Below are 22,918 nucleotides of genomic sequence, written 5' to 3' on the forward strand. Positions count from 1 at the left end.
CCGTCCTACTCCGTGATCAGTTCGAACCGGTCGACATCGACCAGGCCAAGATCGGTGATCTTGAGATGCGGGATGACCGGCAAGGCCAGGAACGCCAGCTGCACAAAGGGCTCGTCGAGAACGCAGCCCATGCCGCCCACCGCCGCCCGCAGCAATTCCAGCTTGTGCGTCACCGTCTCGAACGGCTGGTCGCTCATCAGCCCGGCGATCGACAAGGCAAGTTCCGCCACAACCTCGCCACCGCGAACCGCCACGAACCCGCCGCCGAGGTCGATCAGCCGGTTCGCGGCCAGCGCCATGTCGGCGTCGTCGTCACCCAACACACAGATATTGTGGCTGTCGTGCCCGACGGATGAGGCGAGCGCGCCGCCGCGGATTCCGAAGCCCTGGACGAAGCCACGCCCGATGTTGCCGTTCTTGCCGTGGCGCTCCAGCACCGCGACCTTCAGCAGGTCGCGCGCCGGGTCGGCATGGCGGAAGCCGCCGCTGTAGGGCAGATCGGCCTGCCGACGCTCGGTGACGATCTTGCCGCGCAGGACGCCGATGACCGGGGTTCCGGGTCCCGAAGCGCGGACGGCGAGATCCTCGGCCCGAACCGCGCCCCGCCGCATGGTGTTGCCGCCGGGAACCGCCAGCGGCGCGCGACCGGCGAAGCTCTCGGCGCTCACCGGCTGCCCGCGCCGGATCACCCGCGCGACCCTGCAAGTCTCGAGATCATCGAGCACCAGCAGATCGGCGAGGTAGCCGGGCGCCACGATGCCCCGGTCCCGCAGCCCGAAGCCGCGCGCCGCCGACCAGCTTGCCGCACGGTAGGTGGCCGCCACCGGCGCGCCGAGACCGATCGCGCGGCGGACGAGGTAGTCCATGTGCCCGTCCTCGGCGATGTCCAGCGGGTTCCGGTCATCGGTGCAGAAGCCGAGGAACGGCGAAGCGAAATCCGTGATCAGCGGCGCCAGCGCCTCGATATCCTTGGCGACCGAGCCCGACCGGATGAGCACCTGCATGCCCTTGGCCAACTTCTCGCGACCCTCGGCGAGGCTGCTCGTCTCGTGGCAGTTGCGGATGCCGCAGGCGAGGTAGGCGTTCAGCCGCTTGCCCGAGAGCAGCGGGGCGTGGCCGTCGATATGGGCGCCCTCGAAGGCCGCAATCTTGTCCAGGCAGTCCGGGTCCTTCGCCAGCAGGCCGGGAAAGTTCATGAACTCGGCAAGGCCGACGACATGAGGATTGTGCCGGTAGCGGACGAGGTCCGCCGCGGTCAGCGTGGCACCGGCCGTCTCCAGATGGGTCGCCGGCACGCAGGAACTCAGCTGCACGCGCAGATCGAGGATGGTGCGGTCCGCGGCGGCCAGGAAATACTCCAGCCCCTCGGTGCCGAGCACGTTGCAGATCTCATGCGGGTCGCAGATGACCGTGGTGGTGCCGCGCGGCAGCACGCAGCGGTCGAACTCCAGGGGCGTCACCAGCGTGCTCTCGCAATGCAGATGGCTGTCGATGAAGCCGGGCACGACGAAGCGCCCGCCAGCGTCGATCTCCCGCACACCGCGATAGCTGTCGGCGATCCCGACGATGCGGTCGCCGCAGACCGCCACATCGCCCGGGACGGTTTCATCCGGCGGCGTGCCGCCTGTAAGGTCGAGCACGCGGGCGTTGCGGATGACAAGATCGGCGGGCGCATCGCCCAGGGCCTGATCGATGCGGGCCGCAACACCCGCGCGCGTCTGAACCGTCATGGATCCTCCAGCGGGGCCGGCCGCAGGATGGCCGCAGGCTCGGTCTCTAGCAGGAACCGGCGCGCAAGAGTGCCATAAAGCGGCCGCCGGCACACGAGGCGGGAGACGACGAACGCGAGCATGGAGGTCGTCATGATCGGGATCGTCATCTGCTGGTTCGCGGTCATCTCGAGCACGATGACGAAGGCGGTGATGGGCGCCTGCACCACGCCCGAGAAATACCCGACCATGCCGAGCAGAACGATGGCCCGCGCCGGGGTGTGGGTGAAGAACGTCGCGAGAAAGCTGCCGAGCGAGGCGCCGACGGAGAGCGACGGCGCGAAGATGCCGCCCGGAATGCCGCTGAGGTAGGACGCGGCGGTCGCGAGCAACTTCAGCAGGAAGAAGCTGGCCGGAAGCCGCGCGTTTCCCTCCACCAGCAGCCGCGCCTGGGCATAACCGGTGCCGTAGGTCGCGCCGTGCGAGACGAGACCGATCACGGCGATGACGAGCCCGCAAAGAGCCGCGAAGACGATCGGGTTGCGCTTGATCCAGAGGCCGGCGGGGCCACCGAGGCCGCGTGCCATGGTAATGAGGATCTGGCTGAACAATCCGCCGAGGAGGCCGCCGGTCACCCCGCAGAGGATCACCGCCATCCAGCCGGTGCCCAGCGGCAGTCCGACGGAGGTGACGCCGAAATAGGTGTAATTGCCGCTCAACGCCAAGGTGGCAATGCCGCCGATCACCACGGCGGTGATCACCATGCCGCTGGTCCGGGCCTCGAAGTTGTGGCTGAGCTCCTCGATCGCGAAGACGATTCCGGCGAGCGGCGTGTTGAAGGCGGCGGCGACCCCCGCCGCGCCGCCCGCGAGCACCAAGCCGCGCTGCGTCTCGACCCGCGGCAGCCGCAGCGCCTGCCCGAGCGCCTGCATGATAGAGGCGCCTACCTGCACCGTCGGACCCTCGCGTCCGACCGAGGCGCCGGAGGCGAGGCCGAGCAGCGTCAGCAGAACCTTCCCGACGGCGACCCGCAGCGAGAGCACGCGCGAGACGTGGCGTGGATCGGCCATGTGCAGCGAGGCCATCACCTGCGGAATGCCGCTGCCCTGCGCCCCAGGGAAGACCGTCCGCGTCAGCAGGACCGAGAGAGCCAGCCCGACGGGCGCAATAATGAGAACGAGCCAGGGATGCGGCCCCGTCACAAGCTGGAATAGCGCCTGCGCCCCGTCCGCAAGATCCGCGAAGGCAATGGCGACGAGCGCCACCAGCACGGCGCCAGCCCAGAAGGCAACGCGCCGGGCCCAGAGGCGCGGCGACGTGAGCGGCAGTTGCCGCCAGAAGCGCAACAGACGACGGTTGAGCTTCATCCTGACGCAGCCCGCTGCAAACTGGCGCTAGTGGATAAGCGGCGACTGAGCCACGGCGTGCTGCAACCTGATGCGTCCGTCCATGACAATCCGGTCGCGGCCAGCATTTTTGGCCTGATAGAGGCGTTGGTCCGCGACCGCCATGACCTCCACCGGCGTGCGCGCCTCGTCAGCGAGAGCCACGCCGATGCTCAGGGTGATCCGCAGATTTGGATGGATCTGCCCCCAGCTCCAGCTGCGGATGGCCTGGCTTACACGCCTGCAGATCTTGGCAGCCAGCAGAACGTCGGTGCCCTCCATCAGGAGGACGAATTCCTCGCCGCCGTAGCGGAACAGCATGTCGGTCTCACGCGTCGTGATGCGGAGCAGCAGCGCCACCTGGCGTAGAACCTCGTCGCCCAGGGCATGCGAGAAGGTGTCGTTCACCCGCTTGAAGTGGTCGATATCCATCATCGCGAAAGCATAGTCCTGCCCGCCCTTGGCCGCGATGTCGAGCAAGGCCCGCTCCAGCCCGCGGCGGTTCGGAAGACCGGTCAGCACGTCCTCCATGCTGGCGTTCATCAGCAGCGCGGCCTCTTGCGCCAAGGCACGGTTCATCTGCTCGAGGCCGTCGGCTCGGGACCGTTCGGTCTCCACACGAGCCTGCAACTGCTGGGTCTCGTACTGGATCGCAGCGATGCGGGACCGGATGAGCGAGATGTCGGTGCTCTTGCGGACGTAGCGGGCATGGAACTCGCGGTGCCACTGCAGCGCCTCGGCGAACCGCCCGCTGAGAGCGAAGGCGTCCGCCAGATAGCGGCAACACGGAACGCCGATCTCGAGGTCCCCGGTTTCACCCGCGAGGGTCGCGCACTCGCTGAGGGTAATGATCGCGGCCTCGGTTGCCTCCTCCGCGATCTCGAGCTTTCCGCGAGCGAACAGGTAGTAGATGCGCGACCGGGCGCCTCCGTCGCCGTGCATCGCATCCAGGCTCGCCAGCACCCCGGCAGCATTTTCACGCTGGCCCAGACAGAGGTAGTATTCAGCGAGGTTGCAGAGCGCGAGCCGCTCCGACCAGCTGTCGCCCGCCTCAAGCGCGAGTTGCCGGGCCTCATGCGCGAGCGCGAGGGCGCGGGTCATGTGCGCCTCCACGGCCTTCTGCTCGACTGATGCCGACGATACCTGGTGAAAGAACTCGGCCTCGATGCCGGCGCGATTGATCAGCCATCGCCCAAGATCGACGTGATCGCCGATGACCCGGGCCAGGGCGACGGCCCGGTCCGCGAACTGCACCGCACGGTCGAGCTGCCCCAGCATCCAGAACACGACGCCGACGACGTTCAGCGCGAAGCAGATGGCGCGGGGCTCCGCCGCGGCCTCGGCAAGCTCAAGGGCGAGCATCGCCTCGTCCAGGGCCTCGTTCGGAGCGCCGATCTCGATCAGCAACCAGCCGTGAATGGCGCGCGCCCAAGACTCGCGAGGCCGGTCGCCGATGACGCCGTAGAAGTCCCGCGCCGAGAGGACATGCAGGATGCCCTCCTCGTAGTAGCCGAGCATGAAGCAGTACCAGCCCATATGGGTGGCGGCGCTGGCCCGAAGACCTTGGTCGCCGGCCGCTTGCGCGGCGTCCTGAGCGCTCTGGGCAAGAGCGAGAGCGGCTTCGACCTGGCCCTGACAGGACAAGTGCCACGCACGCTCAAGATCGGGCCACATCGTCGTAAATGGCACGATGTCGCCGGCTTCTTCGGCCGGCAGCTGTGTCAGAGGTGGGTTCATCCTAGACTGCGGCGCTCCCGGGGCGTCGCATGGAATGGCCGGGGGACGTGCCGCCGCGTGCAGCAGCCGCTAGTCGCACCCCAGACCAGACGCCACACGAGCGGCTGTTACCTATGTTCCTTTTTAAGTGGAACGGCGCGGCGCGCTAGTCCCCGGACAGACTAAACGTTTGCCTCGGCAAGTTAAAATGGAATTTCGTCGTCGATATCTCCGCCACGGCCACCGCCGCTGTCCCAACCTGCCGAGGCGGGAGCACGGCCGGCCGGCTTTTCAGACCGGCCGCTGAACCCACGGTCACCACCCGTGGAAGGAGCGGCGGCACCGCCCTCCCCGAGCCGGTCGAGCAGAACAAGCTCCGCCCCGAACCGGCCGAGCATGACCTCGGTCGTGTATTTCTCCTGACCGGACTGGTCGGTCCATTTCCGGGTCTGGAGCTTCCCCTCGAGGTAGACCTTGCTGCCCTTGCGCAGGAAACGCTCCGCCACGTCGGCCAGCCGGTCGTTCATGATGACGACCCGGTGCCACTCGGTCCGATCCTGCCGCTCGCCGCTGGCTTTGTCGTTCCAGGTATCGCTCGTGGCGACCGTGAGGTTCACGATCTTCATGCCGGACTGGGTGTTCCGAGTCTCCGGGTCCTTGCCCAGGTTCCCGATCAGGGTGACTTTGTTGACGCTGCCCGCCATGCTTTTGCTCCGACCGTCCGATTGCGTTCAATAGACCAAGCTAGCCGAATTCCCCTGTCGCGACCAGCACACCCTCCGGCTTTTGTTGTGTTTTAAGAACGAACTCTTCGCTGGGAAAGCTGGCCGGTAGCCATCACATCTGGCAATCAGGCGCTGACGACGGAGGGGGGCGCTCGACGCATCCCGCCAAAGCCTTTACGAGAACATCTCACGAACTTCAATCAGAGTGCGGTCCCTCAAGAGTGGCACATACCCCAGCCGGCTCCTCGATCATCGTGCGCGGTGCACGGGAGCACAATCTCAAGAACGTCGACATCGCGATCCCCCGCGACAGCTTGGTGGTCATCACGGGCCTGTCCGGCTCGGGCAAGTCGTCGCTCGCCTTCGACACCATCTATGCCGAGGGCCAGCGCCGCTATGTCGAGAGCCTGTCCTCCTACGCCCGGCAGTTCCTGGAGCTGATGGGCAAGCCGGACGTCGACAGCATCGAGGGCCTGTCCCCCGCCATCTCCATCGAGCAGAAGACGACGAGCCGGAACCCACGTTCGACCGTCGGCACCGTCACCGAAATCCACGACTACATGCGCCTGCTCTGGGCCCGGGTCGGCATCCCCTACTCGCCCGCCACCGGCCTGCCGATCGAGGCGCAGACGGTCAGCCAGATGGTCGATCGCGTCATGGCCATGACAGAGGGCACGCGCCTGCTGCTGCTCGCCCCGGTCGTGCGCGACCGCAAGGGCGAGTATCGCAAGGAGTTGGGCGAGCTTCAGCGCAAGGGCTTCACCCGCGTAAAGGTCGATGGCACCCTCTACGAGATCACCGAGGTTCCCGCCCTCAACCGCAAGACCAAGCACGACATCGAGGCGGTGGTGGACCGCATCGTCGTGCGGGAAGGGATCGAGGCCGATTGGCCGACAGCTTCGAGACCGCGCTCGGCCTCGCCGACGGGGTGGTCTATGCCGAGCCGCCCGACGCGCCGAAGGACGGCAGCGCGCGGATCACGTTTTCGTCGCGGTTCGCCTGCCCCGTCAGCGGCTTCTCGATCGAGGAGATCGAGCCCCGGCTGTTCAGCTTCAACTCGCCGCATGGTGCCTGCCCGGCCTGCGACGGCCTCGGGATGGAGAGCTTCTTCGACGCCGCCCTAGTGGTGCCCGACGATCGCCGCCCCCTCAACGCGGGCGCTGTCGCACCTTGGAGCAGTAGCCAGACGCCCTATTACGAGCAGACGCTCCAGGGGATCGCACGACACTTCAAGGTGCGGATGACCATGCCCTGGGGCGACCTGCCCGAGCGCGTCCAGAACGCGATCCTCAACGGCACCGGCGATGAGCCGGTCGAGATCACCTACAAGGACGGCGTCCGCGCCTATGCCGTGAACAAGCCCTTCGAGGGCGTGCTCAAGAACCTCGCGCGGCGCTGGAAGGAGACGGACAGCGCCTGGGTGCGCGAGGAACTCAGCCGCTATCAGGCCGAGAAGCCCTGCGATGTCTGCCAGGGCGCGCGCCTCAAGCCCGAGGCGCTGGCGGTGAAGATCGCGGGCTCGACCATCGCCGCGGCCTCGGAACTCGCCATCCGCCGCGCGCTGCCCTGGTTCGAGGGCGTATTGGAGCAACTCACCCCGCAGCGGCAGGAGATCGCCCGCCGCATCCTGCGCGAAATCGTCGACCGGCTGCGGTTCCTGATGGACGTCGGGCTCGACTACCTCACGCTCGCCCGCGGCTCGACGACGCTGTCGGGTGGCGAGAGCCAGCGCATCCGGCTCGCGAGCCAGATCGGCTCGGGCCTCACGGGCGTGCTCTACGTGCTGGACGAGCCGTCGATCGGGCTGCATCAGCGCGACAACGAGCGCCTGCTGGGCACGCTGCGGCGGCTCAAGGCGCTCGGCAACACAGTACTCGTGGTCGAGCATGACGAGGACGCGATCCGCGCCGCCGATCATGTCATCGACATGGGTCCGGGCGCGGGTGTGAACGGCGGCGAGGTGATTGCCGAGGGGACGCCGGCCGAGGTGGAGGCCAATCCGAACTCCATCACCGGCGACTACCTCTCGGGCCGCCGCAGTATCCCGATGCCGGAGGTGCGGCGGCCGCTCGACCCCAAGCGGATGCTGACGCTGGTGGGCGCGACCGGCAACAACCTCAAGAACGTGACCGCGAGCTTTCCGCTCGGCTGCTTCACCTGCATCACCGGCGTGTCCGGCGGCGGCAAGTCGACCCTCGTCATCGATACGCTGTTCAAGGCGGTGTCGCGGCGGCTGATGGGATCGGGCGAGGTGCCGGCGCCGTATGCGAAGATCGACGGGCTGGAGCAGCTCGACAAGATCATCGACATCGACCAGTCGCCGATCGGCCGCACCCCGCGCTCGAACCCCGCCACCTACACCGACCTGTTCGCGCCAATTCGCGACTGGTTCGCGGAGCTGCCGGACAGCCGCGCGCGTGGCTACAAATCAGGCCGGTTTAGCTTCAACGTGAAGGGCGGCCGTTGCGAGGCCTGCTCCGGCGACGGGCTCATCAAGATCGAGATGCACTTCCTGCCCGACGTTTTCGTCACCTGCGATGTCTGCAAAGGCCGCCGCTACAACCGTGAGACGCTGGAGGTGAAGTTCCGCGAGAAGTCGATCGCCGACGTGCTCGACATGAGCGTGGACGAGGCGCTGCCGTTCTTCTCGGCGGTGCCGCGCATCTACGAGCGCCTGTCGATCCTGGCGCGCGTGGGCCTCGGCTACGTGAAGCTCGGCCAGCAGGCGACGACCCTCTCGGGCGGCGAGGCGCAGCGGATCAAACTGGCGAAGGAGCTGGCGCGGCGGGCGACCGGCCGCACGATCTACATTCTCGACGAGCCGACGACCGGCCTGCATTTCGAAGATGTCCGCAAGCTGCTGGAGGTGCTGCACACGCTGGTGGACCAAGGCAACACGATCCTGGTCATCGAGCACAATCTGGAGGTCATCAAGACCGCCGACTGGATCATCGACATGGGACCCGAGGGCGGCGACGGCGGCGGCCGGATCGTCGCGGAGGGCACGCCCGAGGACATCGCCGCGAGCGCGGACAGCCATACCGGGCGATTCCTCAAGCCGCTGGTTCCGGTGCGGGCCGAGAAAGCGAGGCCCAAACGCCGTCGCGCCTGACGGAACTCGTCGCTCAACGAGGGTCAAGCGCGGATGTCCGCCGACTGAACTATTGGTCATGGGGTTGGCCAGACCTCCGCAGCGCACCAATTCTTTATGCAACGCATTCGCGCAGCTTTCCCCCTCGAAGGAGATTTTGATGACCATTCAGGACATTCTGCACCGCAAGGGCCGGCAGGTTGTGACATCGCGCCCCACTGAAACACTCCTCGCCACCATCCGGATGCTGACGGAGAAGCGCATCGGCGCGGTCATCGTCGAGGACGATCACCTACGGCCCGCAGGCATCTTCACGGAACGAGATTTCGCCAAGGCCGTCGCTGCCCATGGCGAGAGTGCGCTCGGCATGCCCATTGGCAGGCTCATGAGTGCGCCCATCATCAGCTGCCGCCCGTCCGACTCCGTAGAGAGCGCCATGGCGCTGATGACGCGGGCAAAGATCCGCCATCTGCCGGTCATGGGTGACGGCGAGTTGCTGGGCATCGTCAGCATCGGCGATCTCGTGCGGCAGCGGCTGTCGGACAAGGAACTGGAAGCCGGCGTGCTGCTCGACCTTTCCCGCATGCGCGCCTGAAGCCTCGGCCCGCTCACCTTGAACGAAATTCGATCCGCCTCAAGTCGAGCCGGCGGGGGGATCGATCATGGCGGAAGAGGCGGAGACCGGGCCAAAGCGGCGCCCTGACGGGCTGTGGGATGTCGGTCCCGCGACGGCGGTAGCAGACGATCAACTGGTCGGTGTCGAGCTCGACGGGCAGAAAGTCCTGCTGGCGCGGTCGGGCGGCCTGATCCTCGCGGTGGCAGGAACCTGCCCGCATGCCGGCGCGCCATTGGCGGAGGGCGTGCGCTGCGGCGACCGGGTCATTTGTCCCTGGCACAAAGCGAGCTTCGACCTCCGGTCGGGCGCGGTCGTCGAGCCCCCTGCGGTCGATGCCCTGCCACACTACCCGACGCGGATTGAAGCCGGCCGCATCATTGTCTCGCTACAGGCGATGCCGGCTCCTGAGCCGCAGGCGGCCCACGACGACCGCTGCTTTGTCATTCTCGGAGCCGGTGCGGCGGGCCAGTCGGCGGCACAGACGCTGCGAGAAGAAGGCTTTGGCGGAAGGCTGGTGATGGTCAGCCATGAGGCCGAACTCCCCTATGACCGCACGGTCCTGAGCAAATACAAGCTCTCGGGCGAGCCGGGTGCGGAAAAGTCCCCGCTCCATGAGGCCGAGTTCTACGAGCGCCACCGCATCGAGCGGAGGCGGGCAGAGATCGTCGAGGTCGACGCCACCAGCGCCACCGTGCACTTCGCTGACGGTACTTCGTTGACCTATGACGCGGCGCTCCTCGCCACCGGAGGGATCCCGAAGACCCCGAAGCGCCCCGGCATCGGACTTCGCGGTGTATTCGTTCTCAGGACGGCTGCCGATGCCGATGCCATCCTGGCGGCGGCGAAGCAGGCAAAGCGCGCCGTCGTAGTCGGCGCCGGTTTCATCAGCATGGAGGTCGCCGCCAGCTTGCGGGAACGCGGGCTCGAGGTGACGGTCGTCATGCCGGGAGCGACCCCCTTCGAAAAGCCGCTCGGACCAACGATCGGCGCCGTTTTTGCGCGGCTCCACCAGAAACAGGGGATCGTTCTGCGCGCCCGCGAGGAGGTCGCGGCTTTCGAGGGCGACAGTGCCGTTACCGCCGTGCGCTTGGTGAGTGGGGAACATCTGCCTGCCGATCTCGTCGTCATCGGCGGCGGCATCAGCCCCGCGACCGGGATGCTGCGCGGGGTGACCCTCCGCGAAGATGGCGGCGTGCCTGTCGACCGCCACTTGCGCGCGGCGGACAGGCTTTGGGCAGCCGGCGACGTGGCCGCTTTCCCGCTGTACGGCGATGGCGAGCCGATCCGGGTGGAGCACTGGCGTGTCGCCCAGCAGCATGGGCGGCATGCGGCGCTCGGTATGCTGGGGCGCGAGGCGCCCTATGTTTCCGTGCCGGTGTTCTGGACCATCCACTTCCTCAAGCGGCTGGATTATGTCGGCCACGCCCGTGAGTGGGACGACATCGTTGTCGATGGCGACCTGGAAAAACCGGAGTTCATTGCGCTCTACGTGAAGGCCGGACGGGTCGACGCCGTGATCGGCTGGGATCGCGACAAGGATGTCGCCCGCGCGATCTGTCTGTTCGAGGAGCGTCGCGAGTGGCAATCTGGCCCCTTCCTCGCCGCACTGGCCGAGGGACGCTGAAAGAAGAGGCCCGACATGGCAACCTTACCCTATCGCACCGCCCTGATCATTGGCGCCGGGCCTGGCATCAGCGCCTCCGTCGCCCGGCATCTGGCGACTGAAGGCCTGAAGGTGGCGTTGGCGGCGCGCGACACGGCGAAGCTCGCCGACATCGTCCACGAGACTGGAGCCGTGGCGTTCGCCGCCGATGCGACCGATCCGGCGGCGGTCGCGGCCCTGTTTCTGTCGGTGGACGAGCGCCTCGGCGAGCCCGATGTCGTCATCTACAACGCCAGCATGCGGGTGCCGGGTCCACTCGCGGAGCTGGACCCCGAGGCGGTGCGGCAGTCGCTGCAGGTATCGGCGTTCGGCGGATTTCTTGCGGTGCAGCAGGCCGCCCAGCGCATGGTGCCGAAGGGCCTGGCGCCATCCTGCTCACGGGCGCCTCGGCCAGCGTCAAAGGCTATGCGCGCTCCGCCGCCTTCGCCATGGGCAAGTTCGCGCTGCGCGGCCTGGCACAGAGCGCCGCACGGGAGTTGGGGCCGAAGGGCATCCATGTCGCGCATTTCAACATCGATGGCGGCGTGCGAAGTGCCCGGCGGCCGGACCCCGTTGACCAGCCCGACAGCACGCTGAGCCCCGAAGGCATCGCCCAGACCTACCTCGACATCCTGCGGCAGCCGCGCAACGCCTGGTCGCTGGAGGTGGAACTGCGCCCGTGGGTGGAGACCTTCTAGCTGGTCCGGCTAGAACGGCGCCTCCGCGACGTGCCACAGCACGCCTGACGGGTCGAACACGAAGCCGACCTTCAGGCCCCACGGCTGCATCGCCGGCGGCTTGGGCGCCTTGACCCCAAAGGCGTCGACCAGACGCGCGGGATCATCTCTGCCACCAGGCGTCGGCGTTGCGGACCAGCAGCTGGATCATCAGGTTCTCGGCCAGGGCCTGATTGTAAAAGTTCTGGAGGATGAAGCTGAAGCTCTCCATCTTCAGGATCGTGACCTCGTCGTTCTCCATCGTGGGCCTGAAGCCCAGCGCAGCATAGAACTGCTTCGAGACCGCGTAGTCCTTCGCCGGAACGAAAGCCCGCAGCGCCACAACCTGCTCCATCGACCGCTCCTCCCGTTAATGACCGCCACGATATCCTGCTGACCAGCGGACGCGCCACGGCTACCCGCTGCCCGACCTTGCGCGGGACCGCGCACTAGGCTTGAACCCCCTCCCCTTGGCGGCACGGGATGGGCGCATGACTAGGCTGATCGGCATCGACTTCGGCACCACCAACAGCGTGCTTGCCCATCTGGAGGCGGACGGCAGCGTCAGCACCACCGTCTACCCGGTCGGCGACCGGCAGCTCGCCGTCTTCCGCACGGTGCTGTGCTTCTGGAACGAGGAAACCCGGGGGCGCCGCTCGCTTCACCATGCAGCCGGACCCTACGCCGTCGAGAGCTACCTCAACGACCCGACCGATAGCCGGCTCATCATGTCGATGAAGACCTACCTCGCGCAACGCAGCTTCACGCGCACCAATATCTTCGGGAAGGTCTTCACCCTCGAGGACATGGTCTCGGTCTTCCTCGAAGGGCTGACGAAGGGCGAGGCATCCGGCGCCCATGTCGTCGCCGGCCGCCCGGTGCGCTTCGCGGGCGAACTGGCAGACGACGACTTCGGCGAGGAGCGGCTCCGCGCCTCGTTCATGCAGGCTGGCTTCGGCACGATCGACGTGGCGCTGGAACCCGAGGCCGCCGGGTATCGCTTCGCCCGCACGCTCGAGGCGCCCGCGACCGTGCTGGTGGGCGATTTCGGCGGCGGCACCAGCGACTTCTCGGTGATGCGCTTCGACCCGAAAGGCCGCGCCCGCGTCACCCCGCTCGGCTACGCCGGCATCGGCATCGCCGGAGACACGTTCGACTATCGCATCATCGATCATGTCGTCTCGCCCCTGCTCGGCAAGGGCGATGTCTATACCGTCATGGGCAAGGACCTGCCGGTGCCGCCGGACTACTTCACCGGCTTCGCCCGCTGGCATCGGCTGTCGCTCATGCGAGCCCCGCGGACGCTGCGCGCCATCGAGGAGGTCGCCGCCGCCAGCGCTCACCCCGAGCGCCTGCGCATGCTCATCCGCCTCATCGAGGATGAGCTCGGCTACCAGCTTTACCAGACCGTCAGCGCGGTGAAGGCCGAGTTGTCCGGCCGCGAAACGGCGGTGTTGCGCTTCGCCCACGGCGACTTCGCCATCGAGCGGGAGATCGCCCGGCGGGAGTTCGAGGCCTGGATCGCGGAAGACCTCCGCCGCATGGCGGCCACTGTGGATCAGGCCCTCGCCACGGCGCGGATCCGGACCGACGAGATCGACCGGGTGTTCCTGACCGGGGGCACCTCCTTCGTGCCGGCGGTGCGCGCCCTCTTCGAGAGCCGGTTCGGGCGGGATAAGGTGTCGGGGGGCGGTGAGTTCGTGTCCGTCGCCGAGGGACTGGCGCTGATCGGGCGAGACCGCGCTACGCGCTGAAGGCGCCCGCGACAAAGGCACCAGCGATCACCACCAGCCAGGGCGGCAACCGCCACACCGCCAGCATCAGGAACGCCGCGACGCCGAGGCCGAAATCGGCCGGCGCGCGGATCGCGCTCGTCCAGACGGGGGTGTAGAGCGCAGCGAGCAACAGCCCGACGACGGCAGCATTCACGCCACGCAGCGCTGCCTGCGTGCCCGCCTGCCGGCGCAGCCCATCCCAGAACGGCAGCACGCCGATCAGCAGCAGGAACGACGGAAGATAGATCGCGGCGAGGCAGAGTAAGCCGCCCGCCACGCCGTTGGGCCAGGGTTTCATTGCCGCGCCGAGGTAGGCGGCAAAGGTGAAGAGCGGACCAGGCACGGCCTGCGCCGCCCCGTACCCTGCGAGGAAGCGCCCGCCGCTGATCCACCCCGGCGGGACCACCGCCTGCTGAAGCAGGGGCAACACAACATGCCCGCCGCCGAAGACCAAGGCACCGGCACGATAGAAGCGAGCCAGCAGGTCGAGCGAGTGGCTATGCGACGCGGCAGCCATCAGCGGCAGGAGCAGGAGGAGCGCGATGAACGCCAGAAGCGCCATGGTGGCGGTCGAACGTCGCAGGCCGAAATCGAGGTGCCCCACCGGGGCCGCCATCGGCTGCCGCAGGAAGAGCAAGCCCGCGAAGGCTCCCACTGACAGGACCGCCAGCTGCGCGAGCACCGCCGGCCACAACAGCATGACACAGGCGGCGGCGACCATCAGCGTCGCCCGCGGCCGGTCGGGGCAGAGACTGCGTGACATTCCCCACACCGCCTGAGCCACGACGGCCACCGCGACAACGGAAAGGCCGTGCAGCCAGCCAGAGCCCGAAGCCGATCGCCCGATGCCCAGCGCGAACAGGATGAGGAGGGTCGCGGACGGCAAAGTAAATCCAGCCCAGGCGGCCAAACCACCGGGTAATCCTGCCCGCAGAATGCCAAGCGTGACCGCGACCTGGCTGCTCGCCGGCCCAGGCAGAAACTGACAGAGAGCGACGATGTCCGCATAAGTCGCCTCATCGAGCCAACGCCGCCGCTCGACGAAAGCCGTCCGGAAGTAACCCAGATGCGCGACCGGGCCGCCGAAACTCGTGCAGCCAAGGCGGAGAAAGGTCAGGAAAACCGAAGGCCATCCACCCGAGAGCAAGTCGCCGTCCTTTTTTGTTAAAAAGGACCGAGAAACTTCCATCCACTGTCTCCGCGTGATGAAGGGGCGGTTGCGCCATGGCGAGTTAGGTCCGTCAGTTGCGGCGGCGTTGTTCGCGGCAGCGGCAGGCAGTAGGGTCCGGCCCGCCATCCAGGAGGAACCGTCCATGCCCTGCCGCTTATCCCCCCGCGCCGCCTGGCCGACCGCCGTAATCGCCGCCGCGCTCTCCCTCGGGTTGACGGTCGCGGCCTCGGCGCAGGATGCGTGCGGCGTGCCTCCCTCGGGTGTCGTGCGGCTATGGGCAGGGATCGGCTGTCAGGGGCAGTCGGAGGACGTGGCCGCAACACAGACCGTCGCAGGCTTCCCTGCCTACTCGATCTCGAACGGCACAGGCCAGTGGATTGCGGTAACGGATACCGCAGACCCCTCGCAGGCCGACCATACGCTGCTGATCCAGAACGGCTGCGTCTACGGCAATCTCAGCCTGTTCCACTGGCAGAACGGGCAATCATGGGTCGGCAATATCCGCGCGATCCAAATCCTCCCTCCGGGGACGGACCCCAACAGCTATCCCGCCAGTGGCCACAAGGTTATCGGTCAGTGCAGCTGAGCGGCTGAACCGCCGGAAACCGTCTTTTGCTCTTCATCATCTCCAAGCTGCTCTGGCTGGTTCTGGCGCCGAGCATGCTGCTCCTCCTCCTCGCATGGCTCGGACTGCTGCTCCTGTTCTGGCACCGGCGGCGGGCCGGCCTCACCTGCCTGACCCTCTCCCTCGGGGCGCTGGCCCTCATCGCCTTCCTGCCCGTGGGCGACGCAATGCTTGCCCCACTCGAAAACCGTTTTCCCGAGGTGAAGGCGCTGCCGGCGGATGTCACTGGCATCATCGTGCTTGGAGGAGCCCTGGAGACCGACCTCTCGGCGGCACGCGGAATGCCATCCCTCAACGATGCGGCGGAGCGGATGACGAGCCTGGTCTATCTGGCACGGCACTATCCGAAGGCGCGCCTGGCATTCACCGGCGGCAACGGCGAACTCATCCACGCGCCGATGCCGGAGGCGACCGTTGCCCGCGAGCTGTGGACGCAGCTGGGCGTCGACCAGAGCCGGATCGTCTATGAGAGCCGGTCACGGACGACCTACGAGAATGCGATACTCCTCAAGGCGCTCCTCAACCCCGAGCCGGGTCAGGTCTGGCTGCTCGTCACCTCGGCCTGGCACATGCCGCGCTCCGTCGGGCTGTTCCGCCACGCCGGCTGGACGGTGCTGCCCTACCCGGTCGGCTACAAGACGGCGCCGACGCTCATGACGGCCATCCGCGGCACCCTGCCGGACAGGCTCGCCATGGTCGATCTCGCGAGCCATGAATGGGTGGGGCTGGCTGCCTACTGGCTGCTCGGCCGCACCAGCGCCCTGTTCCCGGGGCCGCAGGCGGTGACGCCGAGGTAGGGTGCCGGGTCGACACGACGGCCGCCGATGATGATCTCGAAGTAGAGATGGGTGCCGAGGGTGAGGCCGGTCCGCCCGACGCGCCCGATCCACTGCCCCGCGCGAAGCCGCGTCGCTCCGTCCGCGATGGCGGGGGCAACCATGCCGAGATGGGCATAGAGCGCGCGAAAGCCCTGATGCTGGACCAGAACCTCCAGCCCGCCCATGCCCTCGCGGTCGATGCGAATGATACGGCCGGCAGCCACGGCGGACACGCGGGCGCCTGCTGCCGCGCGCAGGTCGACACCCCAGTGGAAGCGGCCTGCCACCGGCGCGGCGGCAAGATATCGCGGCCCGAAGGGCGAAGTGACGCAGCCAGGCGCCACCGGCCTGATCAGCGGTGACGGAGGGAACCCTGCTCCAGTGGCAGTGGCGATGCCGAGGCCAAAGACGAACAGGATGTTGGGGACAAGCGGCGTGATCCTCAAGGCGGTCTCCATCCGGGTTGCTTTCGGGCGCGCAATGCTTGATGGGCTGGGCAGAAGGAACCACTGTCGGACGCCGGATCCTCTCAAACAACATTCCAAAGCTCCGTTAACGCTTTGGGAGGGAATGATCTTGCTCTATGCGATTAGCGGGTTCGCTCTTACGGTCGCTGCTGTTCCGCTCAAAACGTTTTTTGCGGCGCAGCGGGAGGTGTCATGCGTGTTCTAGCGGTCGGCTTGGTCGGGTTGACATTGGTTTGCGCGATGCTGGTGTCGTCCCCGGTTTCTCATGCTCAGACGGCCAGTGACCCGTTAGGTCTGACTGCGGGCAGCTTTCTGCTGCGCGGGCGCCTCGTCGGGATTTTTCCCAACAACTCGGATTCGACGATTTCGTTGATCGGAGGCCATATCGAGGTCAGCAATTCGATCACCCCGGAAGTCGATCTCTCGTATTTCCTGACCGATCATCTCGCCATAGAAGGTGAGGCCGGCATTACCCGCAACAACCTGACGGCGGAGGACACCGCACTGGGCCGCCTCGACGTAGGCAAGGTTTGGGGTGCGCCGATCATCGCGCTCCTCCAGTACCACCTTCTGCCCCGCTCGCGCTGGAACCCGTATGCCGGCGTGGGAGTTGCCTTCCTCCCTTATTTCGACGCTCAGCCCGCCGGTGGGCTTGTGCAGCAGCTCTCCGTGCAATCGGAAGTCGGCGCGGCATTTCAGGCGGGGATCGACCTGCAGGTGACAGGCCGCTGGTACGGCAACCTGGACCTCAAGAAACTCATCGTCAGTTCCGCGGCGACCGTCGACGACGGTGCGATCGAAGCGAACGGCCACATCGACCCGCTCATCGTTGGCCTCGGCATCGGCTACCGGTTCTGACGCCCCCCGATGCCCACCGATCCGTGGCACGTTCTAATCGTCGGCTACGGCGGCTTCGGGCAGGCTCTCGCGCTCTCTCTGCACCGTAGCGACAACATCGCGATCGATGTCTTCACCCGCCGGCCAGCCGCTGCCGATCAACGCCTGAACGCCGTCTCCCGCTTCATCCACCACCTGCCCGAGATCGACCTTGCCCGCTACGACATCGCGATCCTGGCGCTGCCGAGCGGCGCTCTGGCCTCCGTTCTGGACCGCATCCCCCGCAACGCCCCTCGGGCGACGGTGCTTTCCTGCGTCAAGGGTATGGATGCCGAAACCCACGCTTTCCCGACGGACCTGATCGCGCTCCATCTTCCCGGCCACCCAATCGGCATGCTGTCCGGCCCCACCTTCGCGGGTGAGATGATGGCAGGACACAAGGTCTGGATGTCGCTGGGCTGCCGCGATCCGGCCCAAGGTCAGGCACTGGCGGCAAGGCTCGCTGGCCCGCGGCTTGCCCTCACTGCCACCACGGACGTGCGCGGGTTGGAGATCGTGGGCGTGGCCAAGAACATCGTCGCCATTGGCGCCGGGCTCGTGCAGGGCCTCGGGCTGGGGGAGAACACCCGCGCGAGCTATGTCGCCCGCGGCATCGGCGAGTTGCAGCGGCTGCTGCCCAGCCTTGGCGGCCGGGCCGAGACTGTGATGGCGCCGGGCGCGCTCGGCGACCTCATTCTCACCTGCACCTCCCGCCAGTCCCGCAACTACCGCTTCGGGCAGGAACTTGGGGAACGCATCGCCCCACTGTCCAGCGAGGGCGTTTCCGCGCTGGTCCCCCTGGCCGAAGGCAGTCGCTCGATCACTTCGTTTCTCGCCTTCATGCGCCGTCAGGGAGCCACCTCGCCGTTCTTCGAGGGCTTGGCGACCGCGATCGGGAATCCCTCGACCATGTCGGCGAAGCTGCTGGCGACGATCGACTGACGTCAGATGGGAACGCCCGGCTGATTTTTGCTCGTGCGTATCGTCTGCAGCGTCTGCACGCGGCTGACCTCGGCGATGCCTGTCAGGCGCTGGGTGAGAATATTCTCATGCGCCGCGTCGCGGGCGACGACGCGCAACAGGAAATCGCCGCCGCCTCTGATCATATGGCATTCGCGCACCTCGTCCCATTGCGCCACGGTCCGTTCGAAGCCGGAAAGGACCGCCTCCTTCTGGCTGTCGAGCCCGACGATGACGAAGAAGGTGATGCTCCAGCCGAGTTTGCCGGCGTCCGTTTCGGCATGATACCCGCGAATGAGGCCGGATTCCTCGAGCCTGCGCACCCGGCGAAGGCAGGGCGGCGCGGAGATGCCCGCCCGCCGCGCCAGCTCCACGTTGGTGATGCGACCATCCATCTGCAGCTCGCTCAGGATGCGCCGGTCGATCGCGTCGAAGTCGCCGGCATCGGTCAGGTCGATCTTCATACGCGGATCCAAACACTCCCTCGCGGTCCAACGCCAGCGGGCCACGCAATATTATTTCATTCGCAGCGAACGGGAGCAATAACTTCGCAGTTAGGCCTAGGCTTTTCCTTGCCTTGCCTTTCCGAGGACCGATATTCTAATCAGCTACGAATCGGTGGAACCCATTGTTATGCCTGAGACGCAACCAATCCCGGTGCTCATCATCGGCGCCGGCCCTGCCGGCTATACGGCGGCGATCTATGCGGCGCGGGCAGGGCTTTCCCCGGTTCTCGTGGCGGGACTTCAGCCGGGCGGACAGCTCACCATTACGACCGATGTCGAGAATTATCCCGGATTCGCCGACGCCATCCAGGGTCCGTGGCTCATGGAACAGATGGCGGCTCAGGCCGAGCACATGGGCACGCGCGTCGTCCACGACATCATTACCCAGGTCGACTTCTCGCGGCGGCCGTTCGTTTGTCTGTCCGACTCGGACGAACGCTTCCGCGCCAACGCCATCGTCATCGCCACCGGCGCCTCCGCGCGATGGCTGGAGATTCCGTCGGAGCGCGCCTTGCGCGGCGCGGGCGTATCGGCTTGCGCGACCTGCGACGGGTTCTTTTATCGCGGCCGCGATGTCGCGGTGATCGGCGGGGGCAATACCGCGGTGGAGGAGGCGCTCTATCTCACCCATCATGCACGGCATGTCACCCTGGTGCATCGCCGCGACGTGTTGCGGGCCGAGCGCATCCTGCAGGACCGCCTCTTCTCCAACCCCAAGGTTTCGGTGATCTGGGACCATGCGGTGGACGAAATTCTCGGCGACGGCACGCCGGCTGTGGTGACGGGGCTTCGCCTCTCGCACGTCCGCACCGGTGCGACGCAGACGCTGGCGCTGGACGGCGTGTTCGTCGCCATTGGCCATACGCCGAACACCACGATTTTCCGCGACGCGCTCGATCTGGATGCCGACGGCTACATAGTGACGGAACCGGGCACCACGCGAACCTCGGTGCCCGGTATTTTCGCCGCCGGTGACGTGCAGGACCGGATATACAGGCAGGCGGTAACGGCCGCCGGCTCCGGGTGCATGGCGGCGCTGGATGCTGAGAAATGGCTGTCGCACAGCCTGTCCGAGGTTTCGGTAGCGGCCTATTAGCGTGCGTAATTTGAAGTTCGCGCCTGTCTCGGAGCACCGACTTGCGAACTTCAAAATCCAAAAGCACACTAGAATCAAATGTTTGCTAGTGTAGCTTCTGATTCTGAAGTTCGCTCGGAGGCTGCCGCGAGTGGATGCGAGCTTCGGAATCGCTACGCTAGGCAGGAGAAGGGTGGCGCGGAGGGCTGCGCCATCAATGAAGTGAACCTCGGGCTGGATCGGGATCGGCAGTATGGATTGGGATAAATTGAGGGTTTTCCACTCGGTGGCGGAGGCGGGAAGCTTCACCCACGCGGGTGATACCTTGAACCTCAGCCAATCCGCCGTCTCCCGTCAGATTTCCGCGCTCGAGGAAGCCTTGCAGGTGCCGCTTTTCCACCGCCATGCGCGCGGCCTCATCCTGACCGAACAGGGCGAGGCGCTGAACCGCACGGTTCGGGAGGTTTTCGCCAAGCTCGCAATGACCGAGGCGCTGCTGACCGAGAGCAAGGAGAAGCCCGCCGGGCGGCTGAAGGTGACGACCACGGTGGGCTTCGGCTCCATCTGGCTCGCCTCCCGCGCCCAGGCCTTCCTCGAGCAGTATCCCGAAGTCTCGATGTCCCTGCTGCTCGATGACGGCGACCTCGACCTCGCCATGCGCGAGGCCGACGTGGCCATCCGCATGCATCCGCCGAAGCAGCCCGATCTCGTCCAGCGGCACCTCATGGACATCCATTGGACGGTCTTCGCCGCTCCGGAGTACATCAAGAAGCACGGCACGCCGCAAACGCCGGAGGATCTCGACAACCACAAGATCATCCTGTTCGGGGGCTATCGCCCTCCGGTCGAGGACATCAACTGGCTGGCCGAAGCAGGCCGCCGTCCAGGGAACCCTCGCCGCGCGGCGCTCGAGATCAACAACCTGCACGGCATGGCGCTCGCCATCCGGTCCGGGCTCGGCATCGGCGTGCTGCCGGATTACCTGGCGCGCGACACCGAAGGGCTGGTCCACGTCCTGCCGGACGTGAAGGCTCCGAAGGTCGATGTGTTCTTCGTCTATCCGGAGGAGTTGCGGAACTCGAAGCGCGTCGCCGTCTTCCGCGACTTCCTCCTGGCGCATATCGCCGAGAAATCCTGATCCGTCAGTCGGACTGATGCGCTGATGGCCGAGCCACCGCTCCCGAAGTCGAAGCCGGCTGCCCGGATGCCTGCCCGGAACGTGCGGCCCTTCATGCAGGCGCTGCACGAGCATTGGCCGGACGCGAGGACGGAGCTGGTCTACAAAGACCCCTACACGCTCCTCGTGTCGGTCGTGCTGTCGGCCCAGACGACGGACGCCGCCGTAAATCGCGCCACCGGACCCCTGTTCACCGCCGCGCCAACGCCCGTTGCGATGGTGGCGCTCGGCGAGGCCGGCCTCAGCGGCTACATCAAGTCGATTGGCCTGTGGCAGGCGAAGGCGCGTGCGGTCATCGGGCTCTCCGAGCGCCTCATCGCCGAGCATGGAGGCGAGGTTCCCCACGACCGCGAGGCGCTCGAGGCGCTGCCCGGCGTCGGCCGCAAAACCGCCAACGTGGTGCTGAACGTCGCCTTCGGGGAGGCGACGATCGCGGTTGACACGCATCTCTTCCGCCTCGGCAACCGCACCGGGCTCGCGCCCGGCACGACGCCCCGCGCGGTGGAGGACGGGCTCCTCAAGCGCATCCCGAAGGACATGCTGCTGCTGGCGCATCACTGGCTGATCCTGCACGGGCGCTATATCTGCAAGGCACGGACGCCAGAGTGCTGGCGCTGCAACGCGGCCCCCTGGTGCGGCTTCCAGCCGAAGACGCCGCCGCACTCCGAGAAGCGGCCATCTCCGAAACCGCGTGGCCGGATCACCGCCACCGAGATAGAAGACCCGTAATTTCGAGGGATTTCGTGATGCGGGTCGTCGTGGCCATGTCCGGCGGTGTGGATAGCTCGGTCGTCGCCGGTCTTCTGTCCGAACAGGGGCATGAGGTCATCGGCGTGACCCTCCAGCTCTACGACCACGGCGCCGCCGCCAAGAGGCGTGGCGCCTGCTGCGCCGGCGAGGACATCCATGACGCCCGCCGCGTCGCCGACAGCCTCGGCATCGCCCATTACGTGATCGACGCCGAAGCCCGCTTCAGGGCGGCGGTGATGGAGGATTTCGCTGCCGGCTACGCGGCGGGAGAGACGCCGGTTCCCTGCGTGCGATGCAACCAGAGCCTGAAGTTCGGCGACCTCATCGACATGGCGCGCGACCTCGGCGCCGAGGCGATGGCCACCGGCCATTACGTGCGCCGGGTCGAGGGGACGGATGGCCCTGAACTGCACAAGGCGGCCGACGCGGCGCGTGACCAGAGCTGGTTCCTGTTCGCGACGACGCGCGAGCAACTCGCCTACAGCCGCTTTCCCCTGGGCGACATGCCGGACAAGGCCGCCGTTCGCGCCGAAGCCGCGCGGCTGGGGCTCGCCGTCGCGGTGAAGCCCGACAGTCAGGACATCTGCTTCGTGCCCGCCGGCAGCTACACCGACATCGTGCGGAAGCTCCGTCCGGAGGCGATGGCGCCGGGCGAGATCGTCGACGCCGAGGGCCGGGTGGTCGGCCGCCACGAGGGCGTCGCGCACTATACGGTCGGCCAGGCCAAGCGGCTCGGGCTGCCGCGTGCGGAGGGCAAGGCCGCGCCTGTGGTGACACGGCTGGACCCGGCGCGCCGGCGGGTGGTGATCGGCCCGCGCGGTGCGGGCGAGCGCGTCGTGCGGCTGCGTGAAGTGAATTGGCTGACGGCGGCGCCCGTCTCCGGGCTGCGGGTGTCGGTCAAGCTGCGTGCGCGGGCGGAGCCGGCGGGCGCTGTGGTGCGGCCTGTAGGCGGAGACGGCGCAGAGGTTCTGCTGGATGAGGCCGCATTGCCAGCGCCCGGTCAGGCCTGCGTGTTCTACCAGGGGGAGCGGGTGATCGGCGGCGGTTTCATCGAACGGCCGGTGGAGTTTCTGGCCGTCGGGAGCTAGGCCTCCGTCTTCCCGCCCAAGGAGCCCAGC

The 22,918-nt window shown here is 67.0% G+C and carries 21 protein-coding genes and 1 pseudogene; 14 read left to right on the forward strand and 8 right to left on the reverse strand.

The window, feature by feature from the left end; all coding sequences use genetic code 11:
* Positions 1-5 precede the first annotated feature (5 nt).
* The 4 genes from ade to ssb all read right to left on the reverse strand — a co-directional run bounded on the left by ade (position 6) and on the right by ssb (position 5,514).
* Positions 6-1,730 (reverse strand): adenine deaminase, encoded by a 1,725-nt coding sequence (ade, locus tag ACOEQ1_RS12145; RefSeq protein WP_419759515.1) that lies wholly within the window; start codon positions 1,728-1,730, stop codon positions 6-8.
* A complete protein-coding gene (locus ACOEQ1_RS12150) occupies positions 1,727-3,076 on the reverse strand; it encodes a chloride channel protein (protein ID WP_419759516.1) in 1,350 nt (449 codons plus the stop codon). Before ACOEQ1_RS12150 ends, ade begins: the two co-directional genes overlap by 4 nt.
* A gap of 27 nt (positions 3,077-3,103) precedes the next feature.
* Positions 3,104-4,831 carry a diguanylate cyclase gene (locus ACOEQ1_RS12155; protein ID WP_419759517.1) on the reverse strand — a complete coding sequence of 576 codons (1,728 nt, stop codon included), beginning with the start codon at positions 4,829-4,831 and terminating at the stop codon, positions 3,104-3,106.
* Between the two features lie 182 nt (positions 4,832-5,013).
* On the reverse strand, positions 5,014-5,514 hold the full coding sequence (gene ssb / locus ACOEQ1_RS12160; RefSeq protein WP_419759518.1) for a single-stranded DNA-binding protein: 501 nt from the start codon (positions 5,512-5,514) through the stop codon (positions 5,014-5,016).
* A gap of 242 nt (positions 5,515-5,756) precedes the next feature.
* On the opposite strand from ssb, the pseudogene uvrA reads away from it, so the two are divergent.
* From uvrA to ACOEQ1_RS12185, 5 genes and pseudogenes are all read left to right on the forward strand, one after another.
* A pseudogene (gene uvrA, locus ACOEQ1_RS12165) lies at positions 5,757-8,647 on the forward strand (excinuclease ABC subunit UvrA).
* A 139-nt stretch (positions 8,648-8,786) separates the two neighbouring features.
* Positions 8,787-9,221 (forward strand): CBS domain-containing protein, encoded by a 435-nt coding sequence (locus tag ACOEQ1_RS12170; RefSeq protein ID WP_419759519.1) that lies wholly within the window; start codon positions 8,787-8,789, stop codon positions 9,219-9,221.
* A 67-nt stretch (positions 9,222-9,288) separates the two neighbouring features.
* The gene (locus ACOEQ1_RS12175) at positions 9,289-10,866 is read left to right on the forward strand and encodes an FAD-dependent oxidoreductase (protein WP_419759520.1); all 1,578 of its coding nucleotides are present in this window, start codon (positions 9,289-9,291) and stop codon (positions 10,864-10,866) included.
* A 15-nt stretch (positions 10,867-10,881) separates the two neighbouring features.
* Positions 10,882-11,481 (forward strand): SDR family NAD(P)-dependent oxidoreductase, encoded by a 600-nt coding sequence (locus tag ACOEQ1_RS12180; RefSeq protein ID WP_419759521.1) that lies wholly within the window; start codon positions 10,882-10,884, stop codon positions 11,479-11,481.
* Entirely contained in the window at positions 11,430-11,582 is a 153-nt protein-coding gene (locus ACOEQ1_RS12185) for a hypothetical protein (RefSeq protein ID WP_419759522.1), read from the forward strand. The genes ACOEQ1_RS12180 and ACOEQ1_RS12185 overlap by 52 nt, the downstream gene beginning before the upstream one ends.
* A gap of 142 nt (positions 11,583-11,724) precedes the next feature.
* Here the strand turns inward: ACOEQ1_RS12185 and ACOEQ1_RS12190 are convergent, their stop codons facing one another.
* On the reverse strand, positions 11,725-11,955 hold the full coding sequence (locus ACOEQ1_RS12190; RefSeq protein ID WP_419759523.1) for a hypothetical protein: 231 nt from the start codon (positions 11,953-11,955) through the stop codon (positions 11,725-11,727).
* 136 nt (positions 11,956-12,091) lie between these two features.
* On the opposite strand from ACOEQ1_RS12190, the gene ACOEQ1_RS12195 reads away from it, so the two are divergent.
* The gene (locus tag ACOEQ1_RS12195; protein WP_419759524.1) at positions 12,092-13,354 is read left to right on the forward strand and encodes an Hsp70 family protein; all 1,263 of its coding nucleotides are present in this window, start codon (positions 12,092-12,094) and stop codon (positions 13,352-13,354) included.
* Here the strand turns inward: ACOEQ1_RS12195 and chrA are convergent.
* The gene (chrA, locus tag ACOEQ1_RS12200) at positions 13,344-14,522 is read right to left on the reverse strand and encodes a chromate efflux transporter (RefSeq protein WP_419759525.1); all 1,179 of its coding nucleotides are present in this window, start codon (positions 14,520-14,522) and stop codon (positions 13,344-13,346) included. The two genes, ACOEQ1_RS12195 and chrA, sit on opposite strands and share 11 nt — an antisense overlap.
* A gap of 166 nt (positions 14,523-14,688) precedes the next feature.
* Here chrA and ACOEQ1_RS12205 point away from each other — a divergent pair, with 166 nt between their 5' ends.
* Both ACOEQ1_RS12205 and ACOEQ1_RS12210 read left to right on the forward strand, forming a co-directional pair.
* The gene (locus ACOEQ1_RS12205; protein WP_419759526.1) at positions 14,689-15,132 is read left to right on the forward strand and encodes a hypothetical protein; all 444 of its coding nucleotides are present in this window, start codon (positions 14,689-14,691) and stop codon (positions 15,130-15,132) included.
* A gap of 26 nt (positions 15,133-15,158) precedes the next feature.
* On the forward strand, positions 15,159-15,968 hold the full coding sequence (locus ACOEQ1_RS12210) for a YdcF family protein (RefSeq protein WP_419759527.1): 810 nt from the start codon (positions 15,159-15,161) through the stop codon (positions 15,966-15,968).
* Here ACOEQ1_RS12210 and ACOEQ1_RS12215 read toward each other — a convergent pair.
* Complete coding sequence (locus tag ACOEQ1_RS12215; protein ID WP_419759528.1) at positions 15,905-16,435, reverse strand: M23 family metallopeptidase; 531 nt, start codon at positions 16,433-16,435, stop codon at positions 15,905-15,907. The genes ACOEQ1_RS12210 and ACOEQ1_RS12215 overlap by 64 nt on opposite strands.
* Before the next feature lie 213 nt (positions 16,436-16,648).
* On the opposite strand from ACOEQ1_RS12215, the gene ACOEQ1_RS12220 reads away from it, so the two are divergent.
* Both ACOEQ1_RS12220 and ACOEQ1_RS12225 read left to right on the forward strand, forming a co-directional pair.
* Positions 16,649-17,314: an OmpW/AlkL family protein gene (locus tag ACOEQ1_RS12220; RefSeq protein ID WP_419759529.1), complete on the forward strand. Its 666-nt coding sequence runs from the start codon at positions 16,649-16,651 to the stop codon at positions 17,312-17,314.
* Positions 17,315-17,323: 9 nt separating this feature from the next.
* Complete coding sequence (locus ACOEQ1_RS12225; RefSeq protein ID WP_419759530.1) at positions 17,324-18,274, forward strand: NAD(P)H-dependent glycerol-3-phosphate dehydrogenase; 951 nt, start codon at positions 17,324-17,326, stop codon at positions 18,272-18,274.
* 2 nt (positions 18,275-18,276) lie between these two features.
* Here ACOEQ1_RS12225 and ACOEQ1_RS12230 read toward each other — a convergent pair whose 3' ends face one another.
* Positions 18,277-18,756 (reverse strand): Lrp/AsnC family transcriptional regulator, encoded by a 480-nt coding sequence (locus tag ACOEQ1_RS12230; RefSeq protein WP_419759531.1) that lies wholly within the window; start codon positions 18,754-18,756, stop codon positions 18,277-18,279.
* 169 nt (positions 18,757-18,925) lie between these two features.
* On the opposite strand from ACOEQ1_RS12230, the gene trxB reads away from it, so the two are divergent.
* From trxB to mnmA, 4 genes are all read left to right on the forward strand, one after another.
* Positions 18,926-19,894, forward strand: coding sequence for a thioredoxin-disulfide reductase (trxB, locus tag ACOEQ1_RS12235; RefSeq protein WP_419759532.1), 969 nt, complete (start codon positions 18,926-18,928; stop codon positions 19,892-19,894).
* A gap of 232 nt (positions 19,895-20,126) precedes the next feature.
* Positions 20,127-21,011 carry a LysR family transcriptional regulator gene (locus tag ACOEQ1_RS12240; protein WP_419759533.1) on the forward strand — a complete coding sequence of 295 codons (885 nt, stop codon included), beginning with the start codon at positions 20,127-20,129 and terminating at the stop codon, positions 21,009-21,011.
* 24 nt (positions 21,012-21,035) lie between these two features.
* On the forward strand, positions 21,036-21,779 hold the full coding sequence (gene nth / locus ACOEQ1_RS12245; RefSeq protein ID WP_419759534.1) for an endonuclease III: 744 nt from the start codon (positions 21,036-21,038) through the stop codon (positions 21,777-21,779).
* 17 nt (positions 21,780-21,796) lie between these two features.
* Positions 21,797-22,888: a tRNA 2-thiouridine(34) synthase MnmA gene (gene mnmA, locus ACOEQ1_RS12250; protein ID WP_419759535.1), complete on the forward strand. Its 1,092-nt coding sequence runs from the start codon at positions 21,797-21,799 to the stop codon at positions 22,886-22,888.
* The last annotated feature ends 30 nt before the right edge of the window (positions 22,889-22,918 follow it).

This window comes from Acidisoma sp. (genome assembly GCF_965199065.1).
Lineage (GTDB): Bacteria > Pseudomonadota > Alphaproteobacteria > Acetobacterales > Acetobacteraceae > Acidisoma.

Excerpts from the sequence above, each read along its gene's own strand:
- ACOEQ1_RS12220 (WP_419759529.1), top strand. The coding sequence starts at position 16,649 with ATGCGTGTTCTAGCGGTCGGCTTGGTCGGGTTGACATTGGTTTGCGCG.
- nth (WP_419759534.1), top strand. The coding sequence starts at position 21,036 with ATGGCCGAGCCACCGCTCCCGAAGTCGAAGCCGGCTGCCCGGATGCCT.
- ACOEQ1_RS12180 (WP_419759521.1), top strand. The coding sequence starts at position 10,882 with ATGGCAACCTTACCCTATCGCACCGCCCTGATCATTGGCGCCGGGCCT.
- trxB (WP_419759532.1), top strand. The coding sequence starts at position 18,926 with ATGCCTGAGACGCAACCAATCCCGGTGCTCATCATCGGCGCCGGCCCT.
- ACOEQ1_RS12225 (WP_419759530.1), top strand. The coding sequence starts at position 17,324 with ATGCCCACCGATCCGTGGCACGTTCTAATCGTCGGCTACGGCGGCTTC.
- ssb (WP_419759518.1), bottom strand. The coding sequence starts at position 5,514 with ATGGCGGGCAGCGTCAACAAAGTCACCCTGATCGGGAACCTGGGCAAG.
- ade (WP_419759515.1), bottom strand. The coding sequence starts at position 1,730 with ATGACGGTTCAGACGCGCGCGGGTGTTGCGGCCCGCATCGATCAGGCC.
- ACOEQ1_RS12230 (WP_419759531.1), bottom strand. The coding sequence starts at position 18,756 with ATGAAGATCGACCTGACCGATGCCGGCGACTTCGACGCGATCGACCGG.
- ACOEQ1_RS12150 (WP_419759516.1), bottom strand. The coding sequence starts at position 3,076 with ATGAAGCTCAACCGTCGTCTGTTGCGCTTCTGGCGGCAACTGCCGCTC.
- ACOEQ1_RS12240 (WP_419759533.1), top strand. The coding sequence starts at position 20,127 with ATGGATTGGGATAAATTGAGGGTTTTCCACTCGGTGGCGGAGGCGGGA.
- ACOEQ1_RS12170 (WP_419759519.1), top strand. The coding sequence starts at position 8,787 with ATGACCATTCAGGACATTCTGCACCGCAAGGGCCGGCAGGTTGTGACA.
- ACOEQ1_RS12205 (WP_419759526.1), top strand. The coding sequence starts at position 14,689 with ATGCCCTGCCGCTTATCCCCCCGCGCCGCCTGGCCGACCGCCGTAATC.
- ACOEQ1_RS12195 (WP_419759524.1), top strand. The coding sequence starts at position 12,092 with ATGACTAGGCTGATCGGCATCGACTTCGGCACCACCAACAGCGTGCTT.
- mnmA (WP_419759535.1), top strand. The coding sequence starts at position 21,797 with ATGCGGGTCGTCGTGGCCATGTCCGGCGGTGTGGATAGCTCGGTCGTC.
- ACOEQ1_RS12155 (WP_419759517.1), bottom strand. The coding sequence starts at position 4,831 with ATGAACCCACCTCTGACACAGCTGCCGGCCGAAGAAGCCGGCGACATC.
- ACOEQ1_RS12175 (WP_419759520.1), top strand. The coding sequence starts at position 9,289 with ATGGCGGAAGAGGCGGAGACCGGGCCAAAGCGGCGCCCTGACGGGCTG.
- ACOEQ1_RS12190 (WP_419759523.1), bottom strand. The coding sequence starts at position 11,955 with ATGGAGCAGGTTGTGGCGCTGCGGGCTTTCGTTCCGGCGAAGGACTAC.